At 67.8% G+C, this 20,807-nt stretch carries 16 protein-coding genes; 12 read left to right on the top strand and 4 right to left on the bottom strand.

The features are described from left to right. Complete coding sequence (locus tag VH88_RS04240) at nucleotides 1–591, bottom strand: bifunctional 2-polyprenyl-6-hydroxyphenol methylase/3-demethylubiquinol 3-O-methyltransferase UbiG (RefSeq protein WP_082064370.1); 591 nt, start codon at nucleotides 589–591, stop codon at nucleotides 1–3. A 124-nt stretch (nucleotides 592–715) separates the two neighbouring features. On the opposite strand from VH88_RS04240, the gene VH88_RS04235 reads away from it, so the two are divergent. From VH88_RS04235 to pyk, 5 genes are all read left to right on the top strand, one after another. Continuing rightward, nucleotides 716–2,749, top strand: coding sequence for a TonB-dependent receptor (locus tag VH88_RS04235; RefSeq protein WP_045810135.1), 2,034 nt, complete (start codon nucleotides 716–718; stop codon nucleotides 2,747–2,749). A 163-nt stretch (nucleotides 2,750–2,912) separates the two neighbouring features. Continuing rightward, nucleotides 2,913–4,121 (top strand): LL-diaminopimelate aminotransferase, encoded by a 1,209-nt coding sequence (locus VH88_RS04230; RefSeq protein ID WP_045810159.1) that lies wholly within the window; start codon nucleotides 2,913–2,915, stop codon nucleotides 4,119–4,121. Nucleotides 4,122–4,123: 2 nt separating this feature from the next. Further along, nucleotides 4,124–5,068, top strand: a complete 945-nt coding sequence (locus VH88_RS04225; protein ID WP_045810134.1) for a DUF808 domain-containing protein — start codon at nucleotides 4,124–4,126, stop codon at nucleotides 5,066–5,068. Nucleotides 5,069–5,140: 72 nt separating this feature from the next. Then, nucleotides 5,141–6,844: an alkaline phosphatase family protein gene (locus tag VH88_RS04220; protein ID WP_045810133.1), complete on the top strand. Its 1,704-nt coding sequence runs from the start codon at nucleotides 5,141–5,143 to the stop codon at nucleotides 6,842–6,844. Between the two features lie 136 nt (nucleotides 6,845–6,980). Next, on the top strand, nucleotides 6,981–8,426 hold the full coding sequence (gene pyk / locus VH88_RS04215) for a pyruvate kinase (protein WP_045810132.1): 1,446 nt from the start codon (nucleotides 6,981–6,983) through the stop codon (nucleotides 8,424–8,426). On the opposite strand, the gene VH88_RS04210 is transcribed toward pyk, so the two are convergent. Genes VH88_RS04210 through VH88_RS15940 form a run of 3 tightly spaced genes read right to left on the bottom strand, consistent with a single transcriptional unit; the run spans nucleotide 8,423 to nucleotide 11,034 of the window. Continuing rightward, the gene (locus tag VH88_RS04210) at nucleotides 8,423–9,460 is read right to left on the bottom strand and encodes an oxidoreductase (RefSeq protein ID WP_045810158.1); all 1,038 of its coding nucleotides are present in this window, start codon (nucleotides 9,458–9,460) and stop codon (nucleotides 8,423–8,425) included. The genes pyk and VH88_RS04210 overlap by 4 nt on opposite strands. Before the next feature lie 7 nt (nucleotides 9,461–9,467). Next, the gene (locus tag VH88_RS04205; protein WP_045810131.1) at nucleotides 9,468–10,904 is read right to left on the bottom strand and encodes a short-chain fatty acyl-CoA regulator family protein; all 1,437 of its coding nucleotides are present in this window, start codon (nucleotides 10,902–10,904) and stop codon (nucleotides 9,468–9,470) included. Further along, nucleotides 10,897–11,034 carry a hypothetical protein gene (locus VH88_RS15940; RefSeq protein ID WP_153923009.1) on the bottom strand — a complete coding sequence of 46 codons (138 nt, stop codon included), beginning with the start codon at nucleotides 11,032–11,034 and terminating at the stop codon, nucleotides 10,897–10,899. The genes VH88_RS04205 and VH88_RS15940 overlap by 8 nt, the downstream gene beginning before the upstream one ends. Here VH88_RS15940 and VH88_RS04200 point away from each other — a divergent pair. The 7 genes from VH88_RS04200 to VH88_RS04170 are packed head-to-tail and all read left to right on the top strand — an operon-like array spanning nucleotide 11,033 to nucleotide 20,713. Next, nucleotides 11,033–12,568 carry an acyl-CoA carboxylase subunit beta gene (locus VH88_RS04200; protein ID WP_045810130.1) on the top strand — a complete coding sequence of 512 codons (1,536 nt, stop codon included), beginning with the start codon at nucleotides 11,033–11,035 and terminating at the stop codon, nucleotides 12,566–12,568. The genes VH88_RS15940 and VH88_RS04200 overlap by 2 nt on opposite strands. Before the next feature lie 8 nt (nucleotides 12,569–12,576). Further along, nucleotides 12,577–14,556: an acetyl/propionyl/methylcrotonyl-CoA carboxylase subunit alpha gene (locus VH88_RS04195; protein WP_045810129.1), complete on the top strand. Its 1,980-nt coding sequence runs from the start codon at nucleotides 12,577–12,579 to the stop codon at nucleotides 14,554–14,556. Beyond that, entirely contained in the window at nucleotides 14,556–15,938 is a 1,383-nt protein-coding gene (locus VH88_RS04190; protein WP_045810128.1) for a methylmalonyl-CoA mutase family protein, read from the top strand. The genes VH88_RS04195 and VH88_RS04190 overlap by 1 nt, the downstream gene beginning before the upstream one ends. Next, on the top strand, nucleotides 15,935–18,094 hold the full coding sequence (gene scpA / locus VH88_RS04185; protein WP_045810127.1) for a methylmalonyl-CoA mutase: 2,160 nt from the start codon (nucleotides 15,935–15,937) through the stop codon (nucleotides 18,092–18,094). The genes VH88_RS04190 and scpA overlap by 4 nt, the downstream gene beginning before the upstream one ends. Continuing rightward, a complete protein-coding gene (gene mce / locus VH88_RS04180; protein ID WP_045810126.1) occupies nucleotides 18,091–18,513 on the top strand; it encodes a methylmalonyl-CoA epimerase in 423 nt (140 codons plus the stop codon). The genes scpA and mce overlap by 4 nt, the downstream gene beginning before the upstream one ends. 52 nt (nucleotides 18,514–18,565) lie before the next feature. Further along, nucleotides 18,566–19,480 carry a DUF4232 domain-containing protein gene (locus tag VH88_RS04175; protein WP_045810125.1) on the top strand — a complete coding sequence of 305 codons (915 nt, stop codon included), beginning with the start codon at nucleotides 18,566–18,568 and terminating at the stop codon, nucleotides 19,478–19,480. 42 nt (nucleotides 19,481–19,522) lie between these two features. Beyond that, the gene (locus VH88_RS04170) at nucleotides 19,523–20,713 is read left to right on the top strand and encodes a glycine C-acetyltransferase (RefSeq protein WP_045810124.1); all 1,191 of its coding nucleotides are present in this window, start codon (nucleotides 19,523–19,525) and stop codon (nucleotides 20,711–20,713) included. Nucleotides 20,714–20,807 lie beyond the last annotated feature (94 nt).

Below are 20,807 nucleotides of genomic sequence, written 5' to 3'. Positions count from 1 at the left end.
TCAGCCTCTTCGGATGAGGCTGTCGTAAACGTGGGTGACCGCGTCGAACCGCACGCGCGTCGGCTGGTCGCCCAGGGGCGCGGCCTGGAAGTCGGCGTCGGTCAGGCCGGCGGCGACGGGATCTGCGATCTTGTCGGTGTTCCAGCCCAGCAGCAGGCGACCGCCCGGGCGCAGGATCGCCGCCAGAGCCTTCAAGGCGCGCTGCTGCTGGTCGGGACTGTCGACGCCATAACCCAGCACGCCATTGCAGACGACGGCGTCGAAGCTCAGGTCCGAGAACAGCCGATCCGCCTCGCAAACGTCGCCGGTGCGGTGGCGACCCTCGCGGCCCCAGCGTGCGGCGGCCGGATCGATGTCGGTGGTCCAGACCTCGCCGCCCTGCGCCTCCAGCAAGGCGTAGTCGTCCAGCGTATATTCGCGGCATCCGACCCACAGGATGCGCCCGCCGTCGGCCGCCAACGCGGGGACATAGCTGTCGGCCATCACCCGGCGGTCGGGCAGGGCGCGGATTCGCGCCGCCTTGGCGGAGCGTCGCTTGCGGTCGGCGTCCTTGCCGAAGATCAGGCCCCTGACGAGCGTTCCCAGACCCACGTGCTTCCCCCTCAGACTGTTCGATACGGTTGTTATCGAGGGGGCGTCGATCTGTCTTGCGCTTTTCCGGGCGTTTCCGGTCGCCGGGCTTTGATGTGGCGGAACGACCGCCTACTGACGGCGCATGATCCAGGACGTTCCTCCCCCCGTCACACCCACCGCCTTGCCCGAGATCGTCGTCACAGCCGCGCGTCTGCCGCCGGCGGCGGCCGATGCTGCGTTTTCGGTGGTGCGGATCGATGAGTCGGTGCTGTCGCGGTCGTCGCGTCTGGACGAGGCGTTACGGTCCGTGCCCGCGGTGTCGCTGTTTCGACGCACCAGCAGCGCGGCGGCCAATCCGACCACGCAAGGGATTTCGCTGAGGGCCATCGCGCCGTCCGGGGCAGGACGGACGCTGGTGCTGTTGGACGGCGTGCCGCTGAATGATCCGTTCGGGGGCTGGGTCATCTGGTCCCAGGCGACGCCGGAATCCCTGGAAAGCCTGGACGTCATCCGGGGGGCGGGCTCGGGCCCCTATGGCGCGGGCGCGCTGACGGGCACGATCACCTTGCGTGAGCGTGCTAAAGGCGGCGCGCTGGATGTGTCCGCGTCCGAGCGTGGCGGGGTGCGGGCGGCGGGATCGGCGTCCACGCGCCTGGGACCTTTGGCGGTGACTTTGAGCGGTCTTCGCGAAGTCAGCGACGGCTATGTGCCGGTGCGTGGGCCGTCGGCAGGCGCGGCGGATACGCCGCTGGATCTCGACAGCCGAAGCGCGGCGCTGCGGGTCGATACAGCCTTGGGACAGGCGAACCTGTCGGTCCGGGCGGCGACCTGGGAAGAGGATCGCGGATCGGGTCTGGCCGGAACGCGCGCCAACGCCAGCGGGCACAGCCTGAGCGCCACGGCGGCACAGACGCCGACGGCCGACGGCTATGGCTGGCGGCTGCAGGCGTGGCGGATCGACAGCAATCTGGCCAACAGTTCGGCCTCGGTGTCGGCCGACCGATCGACCACGACGCCGGCCAACGATCAGTTCAAGACACCCGCGACCGGATGGGGGGTGAATGCGGCGCTGCGCCGTCGCATGGCGGATTTCGCGGGCGGACGACTGGAGTGGGAGCTGGGCGCCGATGCGCGCTTCAACGACGGCGAAACCAACGAACTGTTCAGCAATCCGACCGGCGCGGGCTTCACCCGCATTCGGCGTGCGGGCGGGGAGACGGAGGTGGCCGGGGCCTATGTCGATGCGTCCTGGACCGCGGCCGACTGGCTGGTGGCCGGCGGACTGCGGTTGGATCGATGGGAGAATACCGGCGGATTCCGTCAGGAGAACACCCTGGCGACCGGCGCCGTCCTGCTGAACGAAAGCGACGCGGATCGGTCGGGCGAGGTGGTCAGCGCGCGTCTGGCCCTGCGGCGTGATCTGGGCGGCGGCTATGCGGCGCGAGCGGCGGCCTATTCCGGGTTTCGGCCCGCCACGTTGAACGAACTGCATCGGCCGTTCCGCGTCGGCAACGACATCACCGAGGCCAACGCCGCCCTGACGCCCGAAACGCTGAGGGGCGTGGAGACGGGCTTGGCCTTCGACCGCGAGGGCGTGCGTTGGGGCGCGTCGGTGTTCTGGAACCAGATCGAGGACGCCATCGTCAATGTGACGATCGGCGCCGGGCCGGCGACCTTCCCGCGCGCCGGGTTCGTGCCGGCGGGCGGGGTGCTGCGCCAGCGCCAGAACGCCGGGACCATCGACGCCTGGGGCGTGGAACTGACGGGGGCGCTGGACCTGTCGTCCGCCGTGTCGCTGAACGCCGCGGCTTCTTGGACCGACGCCGAGATCGACGGCGGATCGTCCGCCGCGCAGCTGACCGGCCTGCGTCCCGCCCAGGCGCCGGAATGGAGCGCGACCGCTGGGTTGGATTGGCGCGCGACCGATCGAGTGACCCTGGCCCTGGCGGCGCGTTATGAATCGAGCCGGTTCGACGACGACCTGAACAGCCGGGTGCTGGACGCCGCCGTGACGCTGGATGCGCGTGCGGAGTGGGCCTTCACGCCGAACGCGATCCTTTGGATGGCGGCGGACAATCTGTTCGACGAGGATGTCGAGGTGTCGGAAACGGGCACGGGCGTCGCCGGATACGGCCCGCCGAGAACGCTCAGCGTCGGTTTGCGCCTGAGCTATTGAGGGGGATGACCGGCGGTCTTATCGACCAGGTTTTTGCGCGACGCACAGATTTCGTCCGCCTGACGGGTGAAAATAACCTTCAATGCTGTTGCGCGAGGCCGCTGGCGCGCTAAGCGCTAGGGGCGGTCGATCCACGGCCGCTGATCCCAACGACGAGCCTGTCATGTCCGAAGAATTCTACCGCATGAAGCGGTTGCCGCCCTATGTCATCGCCGAAACCAATGCGATGCGCGCGGCGGCCCGTGCGGCAGGCGAGGACGTGATCGACTTGGGGATGGGCAACCCGGACCTGCCGCCGCCGCCGCATGTCATCGACAAGCTGATCGAGGTGGCCAGGAAGCCCGACGCCCACGGATATTCGCAGTCCAAGGGCATCCCAGGGCTGCGCCGCGCACAGGCCAACTATTACGGCCGCCGTTTCGGCGTCGATGTGGATCCCGAGACTGAGGTGATCGTCACCATGGGTTCCAAGGAGGGCCTGGCCAGCCTGGCCACCGCCATCACCGAGCCGGGCGACGTGATCCTGGCGCCCAATCCGTCCTATCCGATCCATACCTTCGGTTTCATCATCGCCGGGGCTGCGATCCGCAGCGTGCCGACCACGCCGGACGAGAAGTATTTCGAGGCGCTGGAGCGGGCCATGGCCTTCACCGTGCCGCGGCCCAAGGTGCTGGTGATGAACTATCCGTCGAACCCGACGGCGGAGACGGTCGATCTGGCCTTCTACGAACGGGTCGTGGACTTCGCCAAGGCGAACGATCTGTGGATCATCAGCGATCTGGCCTATTCGGAGCTCTATTACGACGGCAAGCCGACGGTCTCGATCCTGCAGGTGCCGGGCGCCAAGGACGTGGCGATCGAGTTCACCTCCCTGTCCAAGACCTACAGCATGGCCGGTTGGCGCATGGGGTTTGCGGTCGGCAACAAGAAACTGATCGCGGCGATGACGCGGGTGAAATCCTATCTCGACTATGGCGCCTTCACGCCAATCCAGGCGGCGGCGTGCGCGGCGCTGAACGGGCCGCAGGACATCGTCGAGCAGAACCGCAAACTCTATCATCGCCGGCGCGACGTGCTGGTCGAGAGTTTCGGCCGTGCGGGCTGGGACATTCCCAAGCCGGCCGCCTCCATGTTCGCCTGGGCGCCCTTGCCGCCGGCGCTGAAGCATCTGGGCAGTCTGGAGTTTTCCAAGCAGTTGCTGACCCACGCCAAGGTCGCGGTGGCGGCGGGTGTCGGCTATGGCGAGAACGGCGAGGGCTTCGTCCGCATCGCCATGGTCGAGAACGAGCAGCGCATTCGTCAGGCCGCGCGCAACATCAAATCCTATCTGAAATCGCAGGGCGTCAATGTGCCGCCCAGCCGGGAAGACTGACTATGCCGTCTGGACTGATCGCGCTGCTGGACGACGTCGCCGGCATCGCAAAGCTGGCGGCCGCGTCGCTGGATGACGTGGGCGCGGCGGCCGGCAAGGCCTCGACCAAGGCCGCCGGCGTGGTGGTGGACGATGCGGCGGTGACGCCGCGCTATGTCATGGGCCTGTCGCCCAGCCGCGAACTGCCGATCATCAGCAAGATCGCGCTCGGATCGTTTCGCAACAAGCTGATCTTCATCCTGCCGGTGGCTCTGGTGCTCAGCGCCTTTGCGCCCTGGGCCATCACCCCAATCCTGATGTGCGGCGGGACCTATCTGTGTTTCGAGGGAGCCGAAAAGCTGCTGGAGGCGGTGGGGCATGGCGGGCATGAGGATGCCGCGCCGGTCGCGCGCGATGCGGCGGCGCTGGAGAAGACGACGGTGTCGGGCGCGGTGCGCACCGACCTGATCCTGTCGGCCGAGATCATGGCCATCGCTCTGGCCGATGTCGCGGCGCAGCCGATCCTGACCCAGGCCGCGGTGCTGGCCGTGGTCGGCATCGCCATGACCGTCGTCGTCTATGGCGCGGTCGGCTTGATCGTGAAGATGGACGACATCGGTCTGAGCCTGGCCAAGCGTGACAACGGCGGCGTGCGCGCCCTGGGACGGGGTCTGGTCAAGGGCATGCCGATGGTGATGAGCGCCCTGTCCGTGATCGGCACGGCGGCCATGCTGTGGGTCGGCGGCGGCATTCTGCTGCACGGTTCCCATACGCTGGGGCTGCACTGGCCGGCCGTGCCGGTCGAGCATCTGTCGCATGCCGTAGGCGAACTGTTCGGGCCGTTGGCCGGCGTGATGAGCTGGCTGACGACGGCGGTGGTCTCGGCCGTGATCGGGCTGATCGTCGGCGGCGCGGTAGTGCTGGTCCTGCATCAGGTCGCGCGCCTGCGCTCCAGGGAATCGCACTAGGAGCGAGCCGGGCTGTCACGCGGGCGCCATCCGCAACAGCTAGAGGCCGCACGGCTGTTGTTGGAGTTGTTCATGTCCCTGTCGCGTCACGTCGCCGCCGCGTGTCTGGCCGTCTTGTCGATCGCGGGCGCAGCCTGTGCGGGCGCGCCGGTCGCCCAGCCGACGGTTCAGGCCGCCGCGCCGCAGTCGTCGGTCGCGGCCCTGACGCCGCCCAAACTGATCGTGACCATCGTGGTCGATCAGTTCAGCGCCAACCTCTTCAACCAGTATCGCAGCCGCTATAGCGGCGGCCTGCGCCGGCTGGCCGACCAGGGGCTGGTGTCGATCAACGGCTATCAGACCCACGGTCTGACCGAGACCTGCCCGGGTCACTCCACCGTTCTGACTGGGATGCATCCGGCCGAGACCGGCATCCCGGCCAACGACTGGATCGACGGTAAGACCGGCAAGGAGGTCTATTGCCTGGCCGCGCCGCAGAACCACCTGGCGCACGGTCGCGACGATACCGACAACGGGCCGGTGGGCCCGGATCAGCTGCGCGCCACGACGCTGGGCGACTGGCTGAAGGCCGTCAGCCCGGACAGCAAGGTGATGGCGGTGTCGGGCAAGGATCGCGGGGCGATCAATCTGGCCGGCCATCAGGGACAGTCATTCTGGTTCACCGACGGGTTTGGACTGACGACCTATGTCGAGCCGGGTCAGACGGCCGAGACGAAACTGGCGCCGGTCGCTGCGTTCAACCGTGACTTCAACGCCTGGACGGCGGCGACGCCGACAACCTGGGACTATCAGAACGCGGACTGCCGGGCGCTGGCGGGCGAGTGGACCATTCGCGGCCAGACCTTCCATTCGGTGCTGCCGCCGGCGGGCCTGAAGTTCGACACCTCGCCATTGCTGGACGAGCAGACGCTGAAGGCGGCGGAATATCTGCTGGACAGCCAGAAGCTGGGGCAGGGGACCGCGACCGACATGCTGGGCGTCAGCCTGTCGGCCACCGACCGGATCGGCCATATGTACGGCACCCAGGGGCCGGAGATGTGCGAGCAGATGCACCGGCTGGATGCGGCGCTGGGCGCATTCTTGGACAAGCTGGCCCAGGTTCCGGGCGGCGCGCTGGTGGTCCTGACGGCCGACCACGGCGGTTCGGACTTCGTCGAGCGACTGCACGAGCATGGCTATCCGCAGGCGCACCGCGCCGACACCGATGCGATCAAGGGCGTCAACGCCGCGCTGAAGGCGCGCTTCAACCTGGACGCCGATCCGCTGCAGTCCGGCGGTTCGGGCTGGATGGTCGCCGATGCGGACCACAAGTCGTTGCCCGATCCGTTACGCACACAGGTGGCGGAGGCGGCGGTCGAGATGCTGCGCGCCCTGCCGGACGTGGCCTTCGCCGAGACGCGCGACCGGCTGCTGGCCGAGCCTCTGCCCGAAAGCCGTCAGCCCGAGATGATGACGGTGCGCGAGCGGATGCGGCTGTCGACCGTCGCCGAGCGATCGCCCGACATCCAGTTCGCCTGGACGCAGAACACCACCTCGGGCGGCCGCGTCGGCTCGACCCTGGCCGGACACGGCACGCCGTGGGAATATGACCGGCGCGTGCCGATCATCTTCTGGTGGCCGGGCGCCAAGGCCGAGGAGCGGGTCCTGCCGATCCGCACCGTCGATATCGCCCCGACCCTCGCCCATGTGATTGGCGTCCCCGCGCCCCGGGTCGAGGGCCGCTGCATCGATCTGAACGGATTTGGCGTGGCGGCTTGCGGGGCGGCGGCCAGATAAACTCCTGTTTCCGGCCGTCAACTCATGTTTCCTGAGGGGAAGGCGGCCTTACGCAGCGCGGGTTTCGTTGGCAGAAGAGGGCGAAATCGCCCAGGCGGCCCCGTTTTGCCGTCCGAGAGAGCCAACAGGAAACGTCATGAACCGAGCCCGTCGCGCGCGCATCGTCGCCACCCTGGGACCCGCCAGCCGTGCGCCCAGCACCGTCAAGGCGCTGGCCCAGGCGGGGGTGGACGTCTTTCGCCTGAACTTCAGCCACGGCTCGCATGAGGATCACGCCGCCGCGTTGAAAGCGGTGCGCGGCGCTGAAATGGCCTTGCAGCGTCCGCTGGGCGTGCTGGCCGACCTTCAAGGGCCGAAGCTGCGTCTGGGGCGGTTCAAGGACGTCGAGATCGCGGTCAAGCCGGGCCACACCATGCGTTTCGACCTGGACCCGACGCCCGGCGACGAGACGCGGGTGCAGATGCCGCACCCCGAAATCTTCAAGGCGCTGCGCAAGGGGATGCTGCTGCTGCTGGACGATGGGCGGGTGCGTCTGCGTGTGGGCGAGCGGACCGACGAGTGGGCGGATGTGACGGTCGAGAGCGGCTCGAAGCTGTCGGACCGGAAGGGCGTGGCGGTGCCGGAGGCGGTGATCCCGGTCTCGGCCCTGACGCCGAAGGACCGTGAGGATCTGGCCTTCGCCCTGCGGATGGGCGTGGACTGGGTGGCGCTCAGCTTCGTTCAGAAGCCCGAGGACATGGCCGAGCTGAAGCGGATCGTGAACGGGCAGGCGGCCTGCCTCGCCAAGATCGAAAAGCCGGCGGCTCTGGCCGATCTGGAAGCCATCCTGGACTATTGCGACGGGGTGATGGTGGCCCGCGGCGATCTGGGCGTCGAGCTGGATCCCGAGGATGTGCCAGTGGCGCAAAAGCAGATCGTGCGCGCGGCCCGCAATCGCGGGGTTCCTGTGATCGTGGCGACCCAGATGCTGGAATCCATGACCAGCGCCCCGGCCCCGACCCGCGCCGAGGCGACCGATGTGGCCAATGCGGTCTATGAGGGCGCGGACGCCCTGATGCTCTCGGCCGAGACGGCGTCGGGCGACTATCCGCTGGAATCCGTCGGCATCATGAGCCGGATCATCGAGCGGGTCGAACGCGATCCGATGTGGCCCAGCCTGATGGGGGCCGAACACGCCGGCATGGACGAGCATGACGTGGACGCCCTGGTCGGGGCGGCGCGGATGGCGGCGAATGCGCCCTCGACCGGCTGTCTGGTGGTGTTCACGACCTTGGGCGGCACGGCGCGACGGATGGCGCGCGAGCGGCCGTTGAAGCCGATCCTGGTGCTGACGCCCAATCCCAACACCGCGCGCCGGCTGGCCCTGGTTTGGGGACTGGAGCCGCGTCTGGGCGAGCAACCGGACTCGCTGGAGGCCGTCACCGACGACGCCGTCAACAGCGCGGTGAAATATGGTCTGGCCGAGCCGGGCCAGCGCATCTTGATCCTGGCGGGCACACCGTTCGGTGCGCCGGGCGCGGCCAATCTGCTGCGACTGGCTCACGCGCCTGCGGCGACGTCGAAGGGCCGCAAGAAGAGCTAGAGAGCGATCTCGCGACGCTCCGCCGCGCTACGCAGACCGGCATCCAGGATGCGCATGACGGTCAGGGCCTGATCGGCGGGGACGGGCGGCGGGCCCTCGCCGAGGATCGCTTCGCGCATGGCGGCGTAGAAGGCGGGATAGTCGCCACGCTCCGGAACCGGCGTGGTGCGGACGGTTTCGCCGTCGATCTGTTTGGTCAGCACGCCGGGCGAAGGATCGAGGCCCCAGTCCGCGTCGCCGGGACGCAAGCCGGCCTTGGACTGCCCTTCTTGAGCGTCGAGGCCGTGTTTGATGAAGCTGCCGCCCGTGCCGTGGACGACGTAGCGCAGGCTGGCCTCGGCGGCGAGGTGGCTCATGTTCAGGATGACGCGCAGCCGGTCATAGCGCAGCAGGACGTGGGCATAGTCGATGGCCGTGGCGCCGACACGCTGGGCCTGGAGGTCGGCATAGATGGCTAGCGGCGGGCCGAACAACTGGACCGCCTGGTCGATCAGGTGCGGACCCAGGTCGGCCCAGACGCCGCCGTCGCGTTTGTCCTTCCAGCGGTCGGTGACGGTCGGACGGAAGCGGTCGTAGTGGCTTTCGAACACGGCGACGTCGCCCAGTTCGCCATCGTCGATTAGGCGGCGCAGGGTCAGGAAGTCGGCGTCCCAACGGCGGTTTTGGAAGACGCTGAAAACGCCGGGCGATGACGCTGCGACGGCAGCGACGGCTTCGGCGTCAGCCAGGGTCGCCGCGAAGGGCTTGTCCACCACCACCGACTTGCCGGCCTTCAGCGCGGCGATCGATTGTTCGGCGTGCAGGGCGTCCGGTGTGGCGACGACGATCAGGCCGATGTCGTCGCGGGCCAATGCGGCGTCCAGGTTCGGCAGCACCTCCACGTCGGGCAGGTCGGCGTGGACCGCTTCGGGTCGGGACGAGACGACGGCGGCCAGGCGCAGGCCGGGCGTGGCGGCGATCAGGGGGGCGTGGAAGGTCTGGCCCGCCAGGCCGTAGCCGACGACGGCGACGCCGATAGGTGCATGAGAGGTCATGCCCCGATCAATAGCGGTCGGGGCGCGGGCCATCCAGCACATAGGGCACCACGCCGCGCTCGTTCTCTGGCACGTGCAGGGTCCGGTCTAGGGGCGGGAAGGCGCGCTGGGTGCAGTCGGTGCGCTCGCAGATGCGGCAGCTGACGCCGATCCGCGCGGCGGGGCCGTTCAGATCGAGGCCGGCGGCATAGACCAGGGCGCCCGCGTGTTCGACCTCGCATCCAAGGGACAGAGCGTAGCGACGGTCGTTGGCGAGGTAGGAGCCGCTGGGTTTGGACACGCTGCGGGCGATGGAGATGTAGCGCGAGCCGTCGGGCATCTCGGCCAGTTGCACCCCGATCCGGTCGGGCGCGGCGAAGGCCTCGTGCACGTTCCACAGCGGGCAGGCGCCGCCGAAGCGGGCGAACTGGAAGCGGGTGGCGCTGTGGCGCTTGGTGATGTTGCCGGCCATGTCCACGCGGGCGAAATAGAAAGGCACGCCGCGCCAGCCCGGCCTCTGCAGGGTCGAGAGCCGGTGGCAGACTTGTTCGAAACTGACCTGGAACCGGGTCCGCAGCCGGTCGATGTCGTGCTTCTCCTCGCGCGCGGCCTCCAGGAAGGCGCGATAGGGCAAGAGCAGGGCGCCGGCCGCATAGTTGGCCAGGCCAACGCGGGCCACGTCCCGTGCGGCGTCGGTGCGGAAGGCGGCCTGATCCAGTTCGGCTTCGATCAAATCGCGGAAGGACAGAAGGGCCAGCTGGTGCGCAAGCTGGAACGACCGCGTCGCGCCGGGCTGCCAGGCGTCCAGCGTCAGGACGCGGTTGGCGGGGTCGTAGCGACGCAGGGCCTCCTGACCGGCGACATAGGCGACGCGGACGCCGTGCGCCTGGCTCAGCGCAGCCTCCAGCGCCCGCTCGATCTGGCTGTCCTGAACCAGGCTCGCCGCCAGCGCCTCGGCCGCCGTGTCCAGCGTGTCGATATAGTTGTCGCGATAGTGGAAGAAGTCGCGCACCTCTTCGTAGGGCAATAGCGCCACGCTGGCCCCGTGCTCGTCCCGACCCAGGGTGTCGTCCAGCGCCTTCACCCGCTCGTCCAGACGACGGAAGGTCTGGTGCAGGGCCAGGAACTGGCGGGCCAGGCGCGGGGTGTTGGCGACGGCCTGTTTCAGCTCGGCGGCCGTGGGCGGCTCGGCCTCACCCATCATCGGGCCCGCAATGTCGGTGGTGGCCTCGCGCAGGTCGGCGATCAGGCGGGCGTCGCCTTCCAGATCGAACAAACTGGCGTCCACGTGAAAGGCGCGGGTCAGGGCGATCAGAACCCGCGCGGTGGCCGGCCTCTGATTGGTCTCGATCTGCGACAGATAGGACGGCGACAGGCCCAGCCGCTCGGCGCAGGCCTCCAGCGTCCAGCCGCGCGCCTCGCGCAGCTTGCGCAGTTTGGCGCCTAAGAAAAGCTTCTCAGCCATTCGCAACTTTGCAGATCATATCGCCATCCTTTGCAAGCCCGCGCAGTTCCACACTTTTTGCAAAGTTGCGTTTGCCATTTTGCGATGAAGGCGCCACGCGTTCTTTGAACGAGAGGCGAAGATCCATCATGACTCAAGCCATCCTTGAAGAACTGGAGCGCCGTCGCGCCGCCGCCAAACCGGGCGGTGGAGAAAAGCGTATCGCCGCCCAGCACGCCAAGGGCAAGCTGACGGCGCGCGAACGCATCGACGTGCTGCTGGACGAAGGCTCCTTCGAGGAGACCGACATGTTCGTCGAGCACCGCAGCCACGACTTCGGCATGCAGGACCAGCGCATCCCCGGCGACGGGGTGGTTACGGGTCGCGGCACCATCGGCGGACGGCTGGTCTATGTCTTCTCCAAGGACTTCACCGTCTTCGGCGGCAGCCTGTCGGGCGCCCATGCGGCCAAAATCGTCAAGCTGCAGAAGATGGCCCTGACCACCGGCGCGCCGATCATCGGCCTGTTCGATGCCGGCGGGGCGCGGATCCAGGAGGGGGTGGAGAGCCTGGCGGGCTACGCCGACATCTTCCTGCAAAATACGCTCGCCAGCGGCGTCATTCCCCAGATCAGCGTGATCATGGGGCCGTGCGCGGGCGGCGACGTCTATTCGCCCGCCATCACCGACTTCATCTTCATGGTGAAGGACACGAGCTACATGTATGTGACCGGTCCCGATGTGGTGAAGACCGTCACCAATGAGGTGGTCAGCCACGAGGACCTGGGCGGCGCCCGCGTCCACGCCGGCAAGTCGGGCGTGGCGGACGGGGCGTTCGAGAACGATCTGGAGGCCCTGTCGGAGGTGCGCCGCCTGATCGGCTTCCTGCCACTGTCGAACCGCGAAAAGCCGCCGGTGCGCGAGAGCTATGACGAACCCGAACGGGATGAGCCGTCGCTGGACACCCTGATCCCGGCCAATCCGAACCAGCCCTATGACATGAAGGAGCTGATCCTGAAGGTGGTCGACGAGGCCGACTTCTTCGAGATCGGGGCCGATTTCGCCAAGAACATCATCTGCGGCTTCGGCCGGCTGGACGGACAGACGGTCGGCATCGTCGCCAACCAGCCCCAGGTGCTTGCGGGCGTTCTGGACATCGACTCAAGCCGCAAGGCCGCGCGGTTCGTGCGCTTCTGCGACGCCTTCGACATTCCGCTGGTGACGCTGGTGGACGTGCCGGGCTTCATGCCGGGGACCAAGCAGGAGTACGGCGCCCTGATCAAACACGGGGCCAAGCTGCTGTTCGCCTATGCCGAGGCGACGGTGCCGAAACTGACCCTGATCACGCGCAAGGCCTATGGCGGCGCCTATGACGTGATGAGCTCGAAACATTTGCGCGGCGACGTCAACTACGCCTGGCCCACCGCCGAGATCGCGGTCATGGGCGCCAAGGGGGCGGTCGAGATCATCTTCCGCGAAGAGGCCGGCGATCCCGAAGCTCTGGCCGCACGCGAAGCAGAATACAAGGACAGGTTCGCCAACCCGTTCGTGGCGGCGGGCCTAGGCTATATCGACGACGTCATCATGCCGCACGGGACGCGACGGCGGCTGGTGAAGGCGCTGCGGACGCTGAAGAACAAGGTCCAGGAGAACCCCTGGAAGAAGCACGACAACATTCCGCTGTAGGCTCAGACATGTTCTCCAAAATCCTCATCGCCAACCGGGGCGAGATCGCGGTTCGGATCATCAAGACCTGCCGCAAGATGGGCATCCAGACGGTGCAGGTCTATTCGGAGGCCGACGCCGGGTCGCTGGCGGTCGAGATGGCCGACGAGGCGGTGCTGATCGGGCCGACGCCGGCGGCGCAGTCCTATCTGGTGGCCGACAAGATCGTCGAGGCGGTGCGCCAAACGGGGGCGCAGGCCGTGCATCCGGGCTTCGGCTTCCTGAGCGAGAACGCCGGGTTCGCGCGGCGGCTGAGAGACGAAGGGATCGCCTTCATCGGGCCGAACCCCGAGGCCATCGAGGCCATGGGCGACAAGATCAGCTCCAAGAAGCTGGCGGCCGAGGCAGGCGTTTCGACCGTGCCGGGGCATATGGGGTTGATCGAGACGCCGGACGAGGCGGTCAGGATCGCGCGTGAGATCGGCTATCCGGTCATGATCAAGGCCTCGGCCGGCGGCGGCGGCAAGGGCATCCGCGTGGCCCATTCGGACGCCGACATGGCCGAGGGGTTTGCGGCGGTGAAGGCCGAGGCGCTGAACGCCTTCGGCGACGACCGGGTCTTTCTGGAAAAGTTCATCGTCGATCCGCGCCACATCGAGATCCAGGTGCTGGGCGACAAGCACGGCCATGTGGTCCACCTGTTCGAGCGCGAATGCTCGATCCAGCGCCGCAATCAGAAGGTCATCGAGGAGGCGCCGAGCCCCTTGCTGGACGAGGCCACCCGCGCCGCCATGGGGGCGCAGGCGGTCGCCCTGGCTCAGGCGGTGAACTATGACTCGGCCGGCACGGTCGAGTTCGTCGCCGGTCAGGACAAGAGCTTCTACTTCCTGGAAATGAACACCCGGCTGCAGGTCGAGCATCCGGTGACGGAGCTGATCACCGGCGTCGATCTGGTCGAACAGATGATCCGCTCGGCCTGGGGCGAGACACTGGCTTTCGAACAGAATGACCTGAAGATCGACGGCTGGGCCATCGAAAGCCGCATCTACGCCGAGGATCCCTATCGCGGCTTCCTGCCCTCGATCGGGCGTCTGGTTCGCTACGAGCAGCCGGAGGAGGGCGAGCAGGACGGCTATGTGGTCCGAAATGATTCCGGCGTCCGCGAGGGCGACGAGATCAGCATGTTCTACGATCCCATGATCGCCAAACTGTGCGCCTGGGGCGAGACGCGTGAGGCGGCGGTCGAGGGCATGGCCCGCGCGCTGGAGGACACCCATCTGTCGGGCCTGGGCCATAATGTGCCCTTCCTGGCCGCGGTGATGGATCAGGACCGCTTCAAGTCGGGCAATCTGTCGACCAGCTATATCAAGGACGAGTTCCCTGACGGCTTCCACGGCCTGAAGCCGACTCAGGATCAGGAGCGGATCCTGATCGCCTCGGCCCTGGCCATGCACGAGGTCATCGCCGAACAGGACGGCGATCCGTCGGACCGCACCGACTGGATCGTGATGATCGACAAGACGCCGCACGGCGTCGGCCTGTCCTATGACGAGGACGAGGAGATGATCCTGACCCTGACGGGCGGGGGCGACATCCGACTGTCGGACATCGACTGGCGGCCGGGTCTGGCCCAGTTCAAGGCCGATCTGGACGGCGAGCCCTTCACCGCCGAGGTCAAGCGCGTCGCCGACGGCTTCGACATCCGCCACCGTGCGGCCAAGGCGCGGGTGCGGGTGCTGCGGCCCCACGTCGCCGAACTGTATGCGCGCCTGCCGGAAAAGGTCGCGGCGGACACCTCCAAAATGGTGTTGTCGCCGATGCCCGGTCTGGTGGTCTCGATTCCGGTGGTCGTCGGCCAGGAGGTCAAGACCGGCGAGACGGTGGCCATCATCGAGGCCATGAAGATGCAGAACATTTTGAAGGCCGAACGCGACGGGGTGGTGAAGGCCGTCGGCGCCAAGGACGGCGATCCGGTGGCGGCGGACGACGTGTTGGTGGAGTTCGGGTGATGACGGGCTTTCCCGCGCCCACGCCGCTGGAATGGCGCGAGGCGGCCCAGAAGGCGCTGAAGGATCGACCCATCGAGTCGCTGATGGATCTCGACGCCGATCAGCTGGTGACGCGGCCGCTGTATGCGGGCGCGACGGGCGTGCAGCCGATCTTCGCCCCTCGTCCGTCCGACTCTGAAGGCCGGGCCTGGGATCTGCGGACGCTGGTGGAGGGCGACGATGCCGAGGCGGTCAACGCGGCCGTCCTGACCGATCTGGAGAATGGCGCGGCGTCGGTGGTGCTGAAGGGGCGGGTGCTGGCGGATTCCGCGCCCTTGGGTCGGGCGTTGGAAGGCGTGGCGCTTGAGTTGGCGCCGGTCGCGCTGGACGCTGGGATCGACGGGCCGGATGCGGCCAACGCCCTGGCGGTCGTCGCCAAGGGGTCTCCGCGCGCCAAGCTGAGATTCCATATGGACCCGGTCTCGGCCTTCGCAGAGGCGGGCGGGGCCCCGCGTTCGGTTGAAGAGCATCTGAGCCTGGCGGCCAATACGGCGGCGCGTCATGCGGGGGCCTATCCGGACGCGACCTTCTTTCTGGCCAGCGGGCGTGTAGCGCACGAGGCGGGCGGTTCGGCGGCGCAGGAGCTGGCCTTTGCGGCGTCCAGCGTCGTGGCGCATGCGAAGGCGGCGGTGGAGGCCGGGATGTCGGTCGAGGCGGCTTTGCGCGGCACCGTCGTCGGCCTGTCGGTCGATGCGGAATATTTTGACAGCCTGGCCAAGGTTCGGGCCATGCGGCTGATCTGGGCCAGCCTGACGAAGGCGTTCGACGTGGATGTTCCGGCGGTTATCGAAGCGCGCTCGTCGCGACGGATGCTGTCGGCGCGCGATCCCTGGCCCAATCTGCTGCGGCTGACGGCGGCGGGGTTCGCCGGCGCGGTCGGCGGGGCGGACGTGGTGGTGCTGGACGGCTTCACCCGCGCCTCCGGGACGTCGGACGCCTTCGCCCGGCGTCAGGCGCGGAACACTCAGCTAGTCCTGATGGAGGAGGCCAATCTGGGTCGGGTCGATGATCCGGCCGCCGGCTCCTGGTATCTGGACGCCCGGACGCGCGATCTGGCCGAGGCCGGCTGGGCCGAGTTCCAGATGATCGAGGCCGAGGGCGGTCTGGTCGAGGCCCTGAAGGGCTCGATCATCCAACCCCGCATCGCGCGCGCTCGCGCCGTGCGCGAGGCCGCGCTGACGAACGGTGCGGCCCAGATCATCGGCGTGACCAAATATGTGGACGCGGACGTGCGGCCGGCGCCGGTCGAGGCGGCCGATGAGGCGGCCGTGCCTGTCGAGCGGGTCTGCGAGCCCCTGTCTCCGATCCGGTTCGCCGCGGCTTTCGAGGAGACGGCTCAATGAGTTTCCCCGATTTCAGCAAGATCGCCCTAAACCTCGATGCGACCGGGCAGGGGCCGACGCGGGATCCTTGGCTGACGCCCGAGGGGCTGACGGTCGAGACCGCCTATGCTCCCGACAGCACGGACGCGCTGGATCACCCGCACGGCCTGCCGGGGTTCGCGCCGTTCGTGCGTGGTCCCTATCCGACCATGTATGCGGGCAATCCCTGGACGATCCGCCAATACGCCGGTTTCTCGACCGCCGAGGAGTCCAACGCCTTCTATCGACGCAACCTGGCGGCCGGGCAGAAGGGACTGAGCATCGCCTTCGATCTGGCGACGCACCGGGGCTATGACAGCGACCACCCGCGGGTGAAGGGCGACGTCGGCATGGCGGGCGTCGCCATCGACAGCATCTATGACATGCGCACCCTGTTCGACGGGATCCCGCTGGATCAGATGTCGGTCTCGATGACGATGAACGGGGCGGTGCTGCCGATCCTGGCCCTCTATGTCGTCGCGGCCGAGGAACAGGGCGTGCCGCACGCCAAGCTGACCGGGACCATTCAGAACGACATTCTGAAGGAGTTCATGGTCCGCAACACCTACATCTATCCGCCCGAACCCTCGATGCGGATCATCGCCGACATCTTCGCCTGGACGGCGCAGGAGACGCCGAAGTTCAACTCGATCTCGATCAGCGGCTATCACATGCAGGAGGCGGGGGCCTCGGCGGATATCGAGCTGGCCTACACCCTGGCGGACGGGATCGAGTATCTGCGCGCTGGCGTCGCGGCGGGCATGCCGATCGACCGGTTCGCGCCGCGCCTGAGCTTCTTCTGGGCCATCGGCATGAACTATTTCATGGAAGTGGCCAAGATGCGCGCCGGCCGCCTCCTGTGGGCCGAGGCGGTCAGGAAAGAGAGCGGGGCCGATCCCAAGTCGCTGTCGCTGCGCGCCCACTGCCAGACGTCGGGCTGGTCGCTGGCCGCGCAGGACGTGTTCAACAATGTGCCGCGCACCATGGTCGAGGCCATGGCGGCGGCGGGCGGCCAGACGCAAAGCCTGCACACCAATGCGCTGGACGAGGCCTTGGCCCTGCCTACCGACTTCTCGGCCCGGATCGCGCGCAACACCCAGATCCTGTTGCAGCAGGAGACGGGTCTGACGCGGGTCATCGATCCCTGGGGCGGCAGCTTCTATGTCGAACGGCTGACGCACGAACTGGCCGAACGGGCGAGGGCCCACATGGCCGAGGTCGAGGCCCTGGGCGGCATGGCCAAGGCGATCGAAGCCGGCATCCCCAAGCTGCGGATCGAGGAGTCCGCCGCCAAGACCCAGGCCCGGATCGACACCGGCCAGCAGACGGTAGTGGGGGTGAACAAATATCTGAACCCTGTCGTCGACGACATTCCGATGCTGAAGGTCGACAATGCGGCGGTGCTGGCGGCCCAGATCGACAAGCTGAAGCGCCTGCGCGCTGAGCGAGATCAGGCGGCGACCGATGCGGCGCTGAACGCCCTGACCGAGGGCGCGCGCAGGAACGCCAACCTGCTGGAACTGGCGGTTCAGGCGGCCCGCGCCAAGGCGACGGTGGGCGAAATCTCCGACGCGCTGGAGGCCGCCTTCGGCCGCCACGTCGCGACGGTCCAGACCGTGTCGGGCGTATACGCCAAGGAGGCGGGGACCGACGCCCGCTTCGCCCGCGCCCGCGAGATGGTCGCGACCTTCGTCGAGAACGACGGCGGACCGCCGCGCATCCTGATCGCCAAGCTGGGCCAGGACGGGCACGACCGAGGCCAGAAGGTGGTCGCGACCGGATACGGCGATCTGGGCTTCGACGTCACGGCCGGCAGCCTGTTCCAGACGCCGTCCGAGGCGGCCCAGGAAGCGGTCGAGAAGGGCGTTCACGCGGTCGGCGCATCGTCGCTGGCGGCCGGGCACCTGACGCTGGTGCCGGAGCTGAAGGCCGAGCTGGAGAAACTGGGCCGGCCCGACATCATGATCGTGGTCGGCGGGGTGATCCCGCCGTCCGACGTTCAGCCTCTGCTCGATATGGGCGCGGCCGCCGTCTATCCGCCCGGTTCGGCCATCGCCGATACGGCGGTCGACCTGATCGAGAAGCTGAACCAGCGTCTGGGTTACGCCCAGCCCGCCCCCGACAAGGACAAGTCATGATCGGCGCCCTGAACCACGTCGGCGTCGCCACGCCCTCCATCGCCGAGTCGATCAAACTGTATCGCGATATCCTGGGCGCTACGAAGATCGGCGAGCCGTTCGACCTGCCGGCGCAAGGCGTGAAGGTCTGTTTCGTCGATACGCCGACGGCCCAGATCGAGCTGATCGAACCCTATGACGACACCAGCCCCATCGTCGGCTTCCTGGCCAAGAACCCGAAGGGCGGCCAGCACCACGTCTGTTTCGAGGTCGCGGACATCCACGCCGCCGTCGCCGAGATGCGCGCCAAGGGCGTGACGATCCTGGGCACGGGCGAACCGCGCATCGGGGCGCACGGGACGCCGGTCGTCTTCCTGCATCCACGCGACATGGGCGGCGTGTTGATCGAGCTGATGGAGACGCCAAAAGCAGGGCATTAAGCGGAGCCTTTGTTCAGGTTGGGCCGTTGAAGGCGAAACCAGAGGACATGACATGATGTCGCACCGCCTGACCGCCTTCGTCGCAATCGCCGCCCTGACCGGCGCCGCAGCCTGCTCGCGCACCGAACCCGAACAGCCCGCCGCGCCGGTCGAGCCAGCGGCCGCGCCTGCATCCGACGCGCCCTCGGTCGGCTATGCCTGCGAAAGCGGCGCGACGCTTCAGGTCCAGTATGTCGACAGCGACAACGCCAGGCTAACCCATCAGAACCAGACCTATGCCTTGCGTTCGGTGCAGGCCGCCAGCGGGGCGCGCTATGTCGGCGGCGGGGTGGAATGGTGGACGGCGACGCGCGACGGGCAGGAGAGCGGCACGCTGAGCCGCCTGGGTCCGGACGGCACCACCGGTGTCGCGGTGCTGGAGCGCTGCTCGCGGCCGATCCCCGGGGCTGATACGACGCCCGGACCGCTGCCGACGCCGAGTCAGACGCCGACCGAGGCGACCGGCGGGGTCTTGCCCGCTGCACTGCCCTGCAAGGGGCCGCAACTGACGCTGGCGGCGGGCGAAGGGGATGCGGGCGCCGGAAATCGGGTCAGCAACTTCAGTCTTCAAAATATCGGAACCCAGGCGTGCAGCCTGACCGGCTATCCGACGGTGACCTTGCAGGACGCGCGGGGGCGCACCCTTTCGTCCATTCGCGCCGAACAGAGTCCCGGAAGCTATTTCCGCCAAGGCCAGGTCCCGACGCCTGTCCAACTGGCGCCCCGGGCCAAGGCCTATTTCGAAATGGCCTGGAGCGTCGTGCCTAACGAAGCCATGCAAAAGACCTGTCCCGACGCGGCCACGATAAAGGTCACGGCGCCCAGCGATACCGCCGCCGTCAGCCTGCCGTTCTCGTTCAGCCCCTGCGGCGGCCGCATTCGCGTCAGTCCGATCCGGGCCGAGGCCAACCCGGCGCCAGCGACCTGAGGCGGGTGGAAACCGATCGAAAATCGGCGTAGGTCGCGGCCCATGACCCAAAGCTTCTACGACCGCGTCGCCGGCGAACTGTCCGAGATCGACGCCCAGGGCCTGACCAAGCCCGAACGCATCATCGCCTCGCGCCAGGGGCCTGTGATCCAGGTCGCCGGACGCGACGTGCTGAACTTCTGCGCCAACAACTATCTGGGCCTTGCCGGCGACGAGCGCGTGACCCAGGCCGGGATGGCGGCGCAAGCGAAGTGGGGCGCGGGCACCGCGTCCGTACGCTTCATCTGCGGCACGCTGGAGATCCACAAGGAGCTGGAAGCGGCCATCGCCGCCTATCTCGGTTTCGAGGACGCCATCCTGTTCGCCGCCGCCTTCGACGCCAACGGCGGTCTGTTCGAGCCGCTGCTGGGCGAGAACGACGCCATCGTCTCCGACAGCCTGAATCACGCCTCTATCATCGACGGGGTTCGGCTGTGCAAGGCCAAACGCTATCGCTTCGCCAACTCCGACATGGACGAGCTGGAGAGCCGTCTGAAGGAGGCTCGCGCGGCCGGCGCCCGCGACATCATCATCGCCACCGACGGCGCCTTCTCGATGGACGGCTATATCGCCAAGCTGGACGAGATCCGGGCGCTGGCCGACAAATACGACGCCCTGATCATGGTGGACGACTGCCACGCGACGGGCTTTTTGGGCCCGCAAGGCAAGGGCTCGTTCGCACATCACGGTGTCGAGGTGGATTTCGTCACCGGCACCTTCGGCAAGGCCCTGGGCGGCGCCATGGGCGGTTTCATCTGCGCGAAGAAGTCGGTGGTCGAACTGCTGAAACAGCGGGCGCGGCCCTATCTGTTCTCCAACGCCCTGGCGCCGGCTGTGTGCGGGTCCAGCCTGGAGGCGATCCGCATCGCCCAAGGGTCGGAAGGCGATGCATTGCGCACCCGCCTGTCGGCCAACGCCCATCGCTATCGCGGGGCCATGTCGGACGCAGGCTTTACCCTGCTGGACGGCGAACATCCGATCATCCCGGTCATGCTGGGCGACGCCAAACTGGCGCAGGATTTCGCGGCCCGTGCGCTGGAGCTGGGCGTCTATGTGATCGGGTTCTCGTTCCCCGTGGTGCCGCGCGGCCAGGCGCGAATCCGCACACAGATGTCGGCGGCGCATACTTTCGATCAGATCGACCGGACGGTCGAAGTGTTCACTCAGGCGGGACGAGAACTGGGCGTCATTTAGCCCCTTTCGCCCGCCATCGACGAAGACCAAGCGGCGAGGAGGCGTGGGGCCTCAGCCGCGGGTTTCGGGATGAACCCGGAGCCGTGATTTCAGG

Source organism: Brevundimonas sp. KM4 (assembly GCF_000964075.1).
Taxonomy (GTDB): Bacteria; Pseudomonadota; Alphaproteobacteria; order Caulobacterales; family Caulobacteraceae; genus Brevundimonas; species Brevundimonas huaxiensis.
Note: the sequence above shows the minus strand (reverse complement) of the source record. Positions and strands in the feature narration are given on the sequence as shown.

Coding starts and splice junctions, on each gene's coding strand:
- VH88_RS04235 (WP_045810135.1), top strand. CDS start 716: ATGATCCAGGACGTTCCTCCCCCCGTCACACCCACCGCCTTGCCCGAG.
- VH88_RS04230 (WP_045810159.1), top strand. CDS start 2,913: ATGTCCGAAGAATTCTACCGCATGAAGCGGTTGCCGCCCTATGTCATC.
- VH88_RS04225 (WP_045810134.1), top strand. CDS start 4,124: ATGCCGTCTGGACTGATCGCGCTGCTGGACGACGTCGCCGGCATCGCA.
- VH88_RS04220 (WP_045810133.1), top strand. CDS start 5,141: ATGTCCCTGTCGCGTCACGTCGCCGCCGCGTGTCTGGCCGTCTTGTCG.
- pyk (WP_045810132.1), top strand. CDS start 6,981: ATGAACCGAGCCCGTCGCGCGCGCATCGTCGCCACCCTGGGACCCGCC.
- VH88_RS04210 (WP_045810158.1), bottom strand. CDS start 9,460: ATGACCTCTCATGCACCTATCGGCGTCGCCGTCGTCGGCTACGGCCTG.
- VH88_RS04205 (WP_045810131.1), bottom strand. CDS start 10,904: ATGGCTGAGAAGCTTTTCTTAGGCGCCAAACTGCGCAAGCTGCGCGAG.
- VH88_RS04200 (WP_045810130.1), top strand. CDS start 11,033: ATGACTCAAGCCATCCTTGAAGAACTGGAGCGCCGTCGCGCCGCCGCC.
- VH88_RS15940 (WP_153923009.1), bottom strand. CDS start 11,034: ATGATGGATCTTCGCCTCTCGTTCAAAGAACGCGTGGCGCCTTCATCG.
- VH88_RS04195 (WP_045810129.1), top strand. CDS start 12,577: ATGTTCTCCAAAATCCTCATCGCCAACCGGGGCGAGATCGCGGTTCGG.
- VH88_RS04190 (WP_045810128.1), top strand. CDS start 14,556: ATGACGGGCTTTCCCGCGCCCACGCCGCTGGAATGGCGCGAGGCGGCC.
- scpA (WP_045810127.1), top strand. CDS start 15,935: ATGAGTTTCCCCGATTTCAGCAAGATCGCCCTAAACCTCGATGCGACC.
- mce (WP_045810126.1), top strand. CDS start 18,091: ATGATCGGCGCCCTGAACCACGTCGGCGTCGCCACGCCCTCCATCGCC.
- VH88_RS04175 (WP_045810125.1), top strand. CDS start 18,566: ATGATGTCGCACCGCCTGACCGCCTTCGTCGCAATCGCCGCCCTGACC.
- VH88_RS04170 (WP_045810124.1), top strand. CDS start 19,523: ATGACCCAAAGCTTCTACGACCGCGTCGCCGGCGAACTGTCCGAGATC.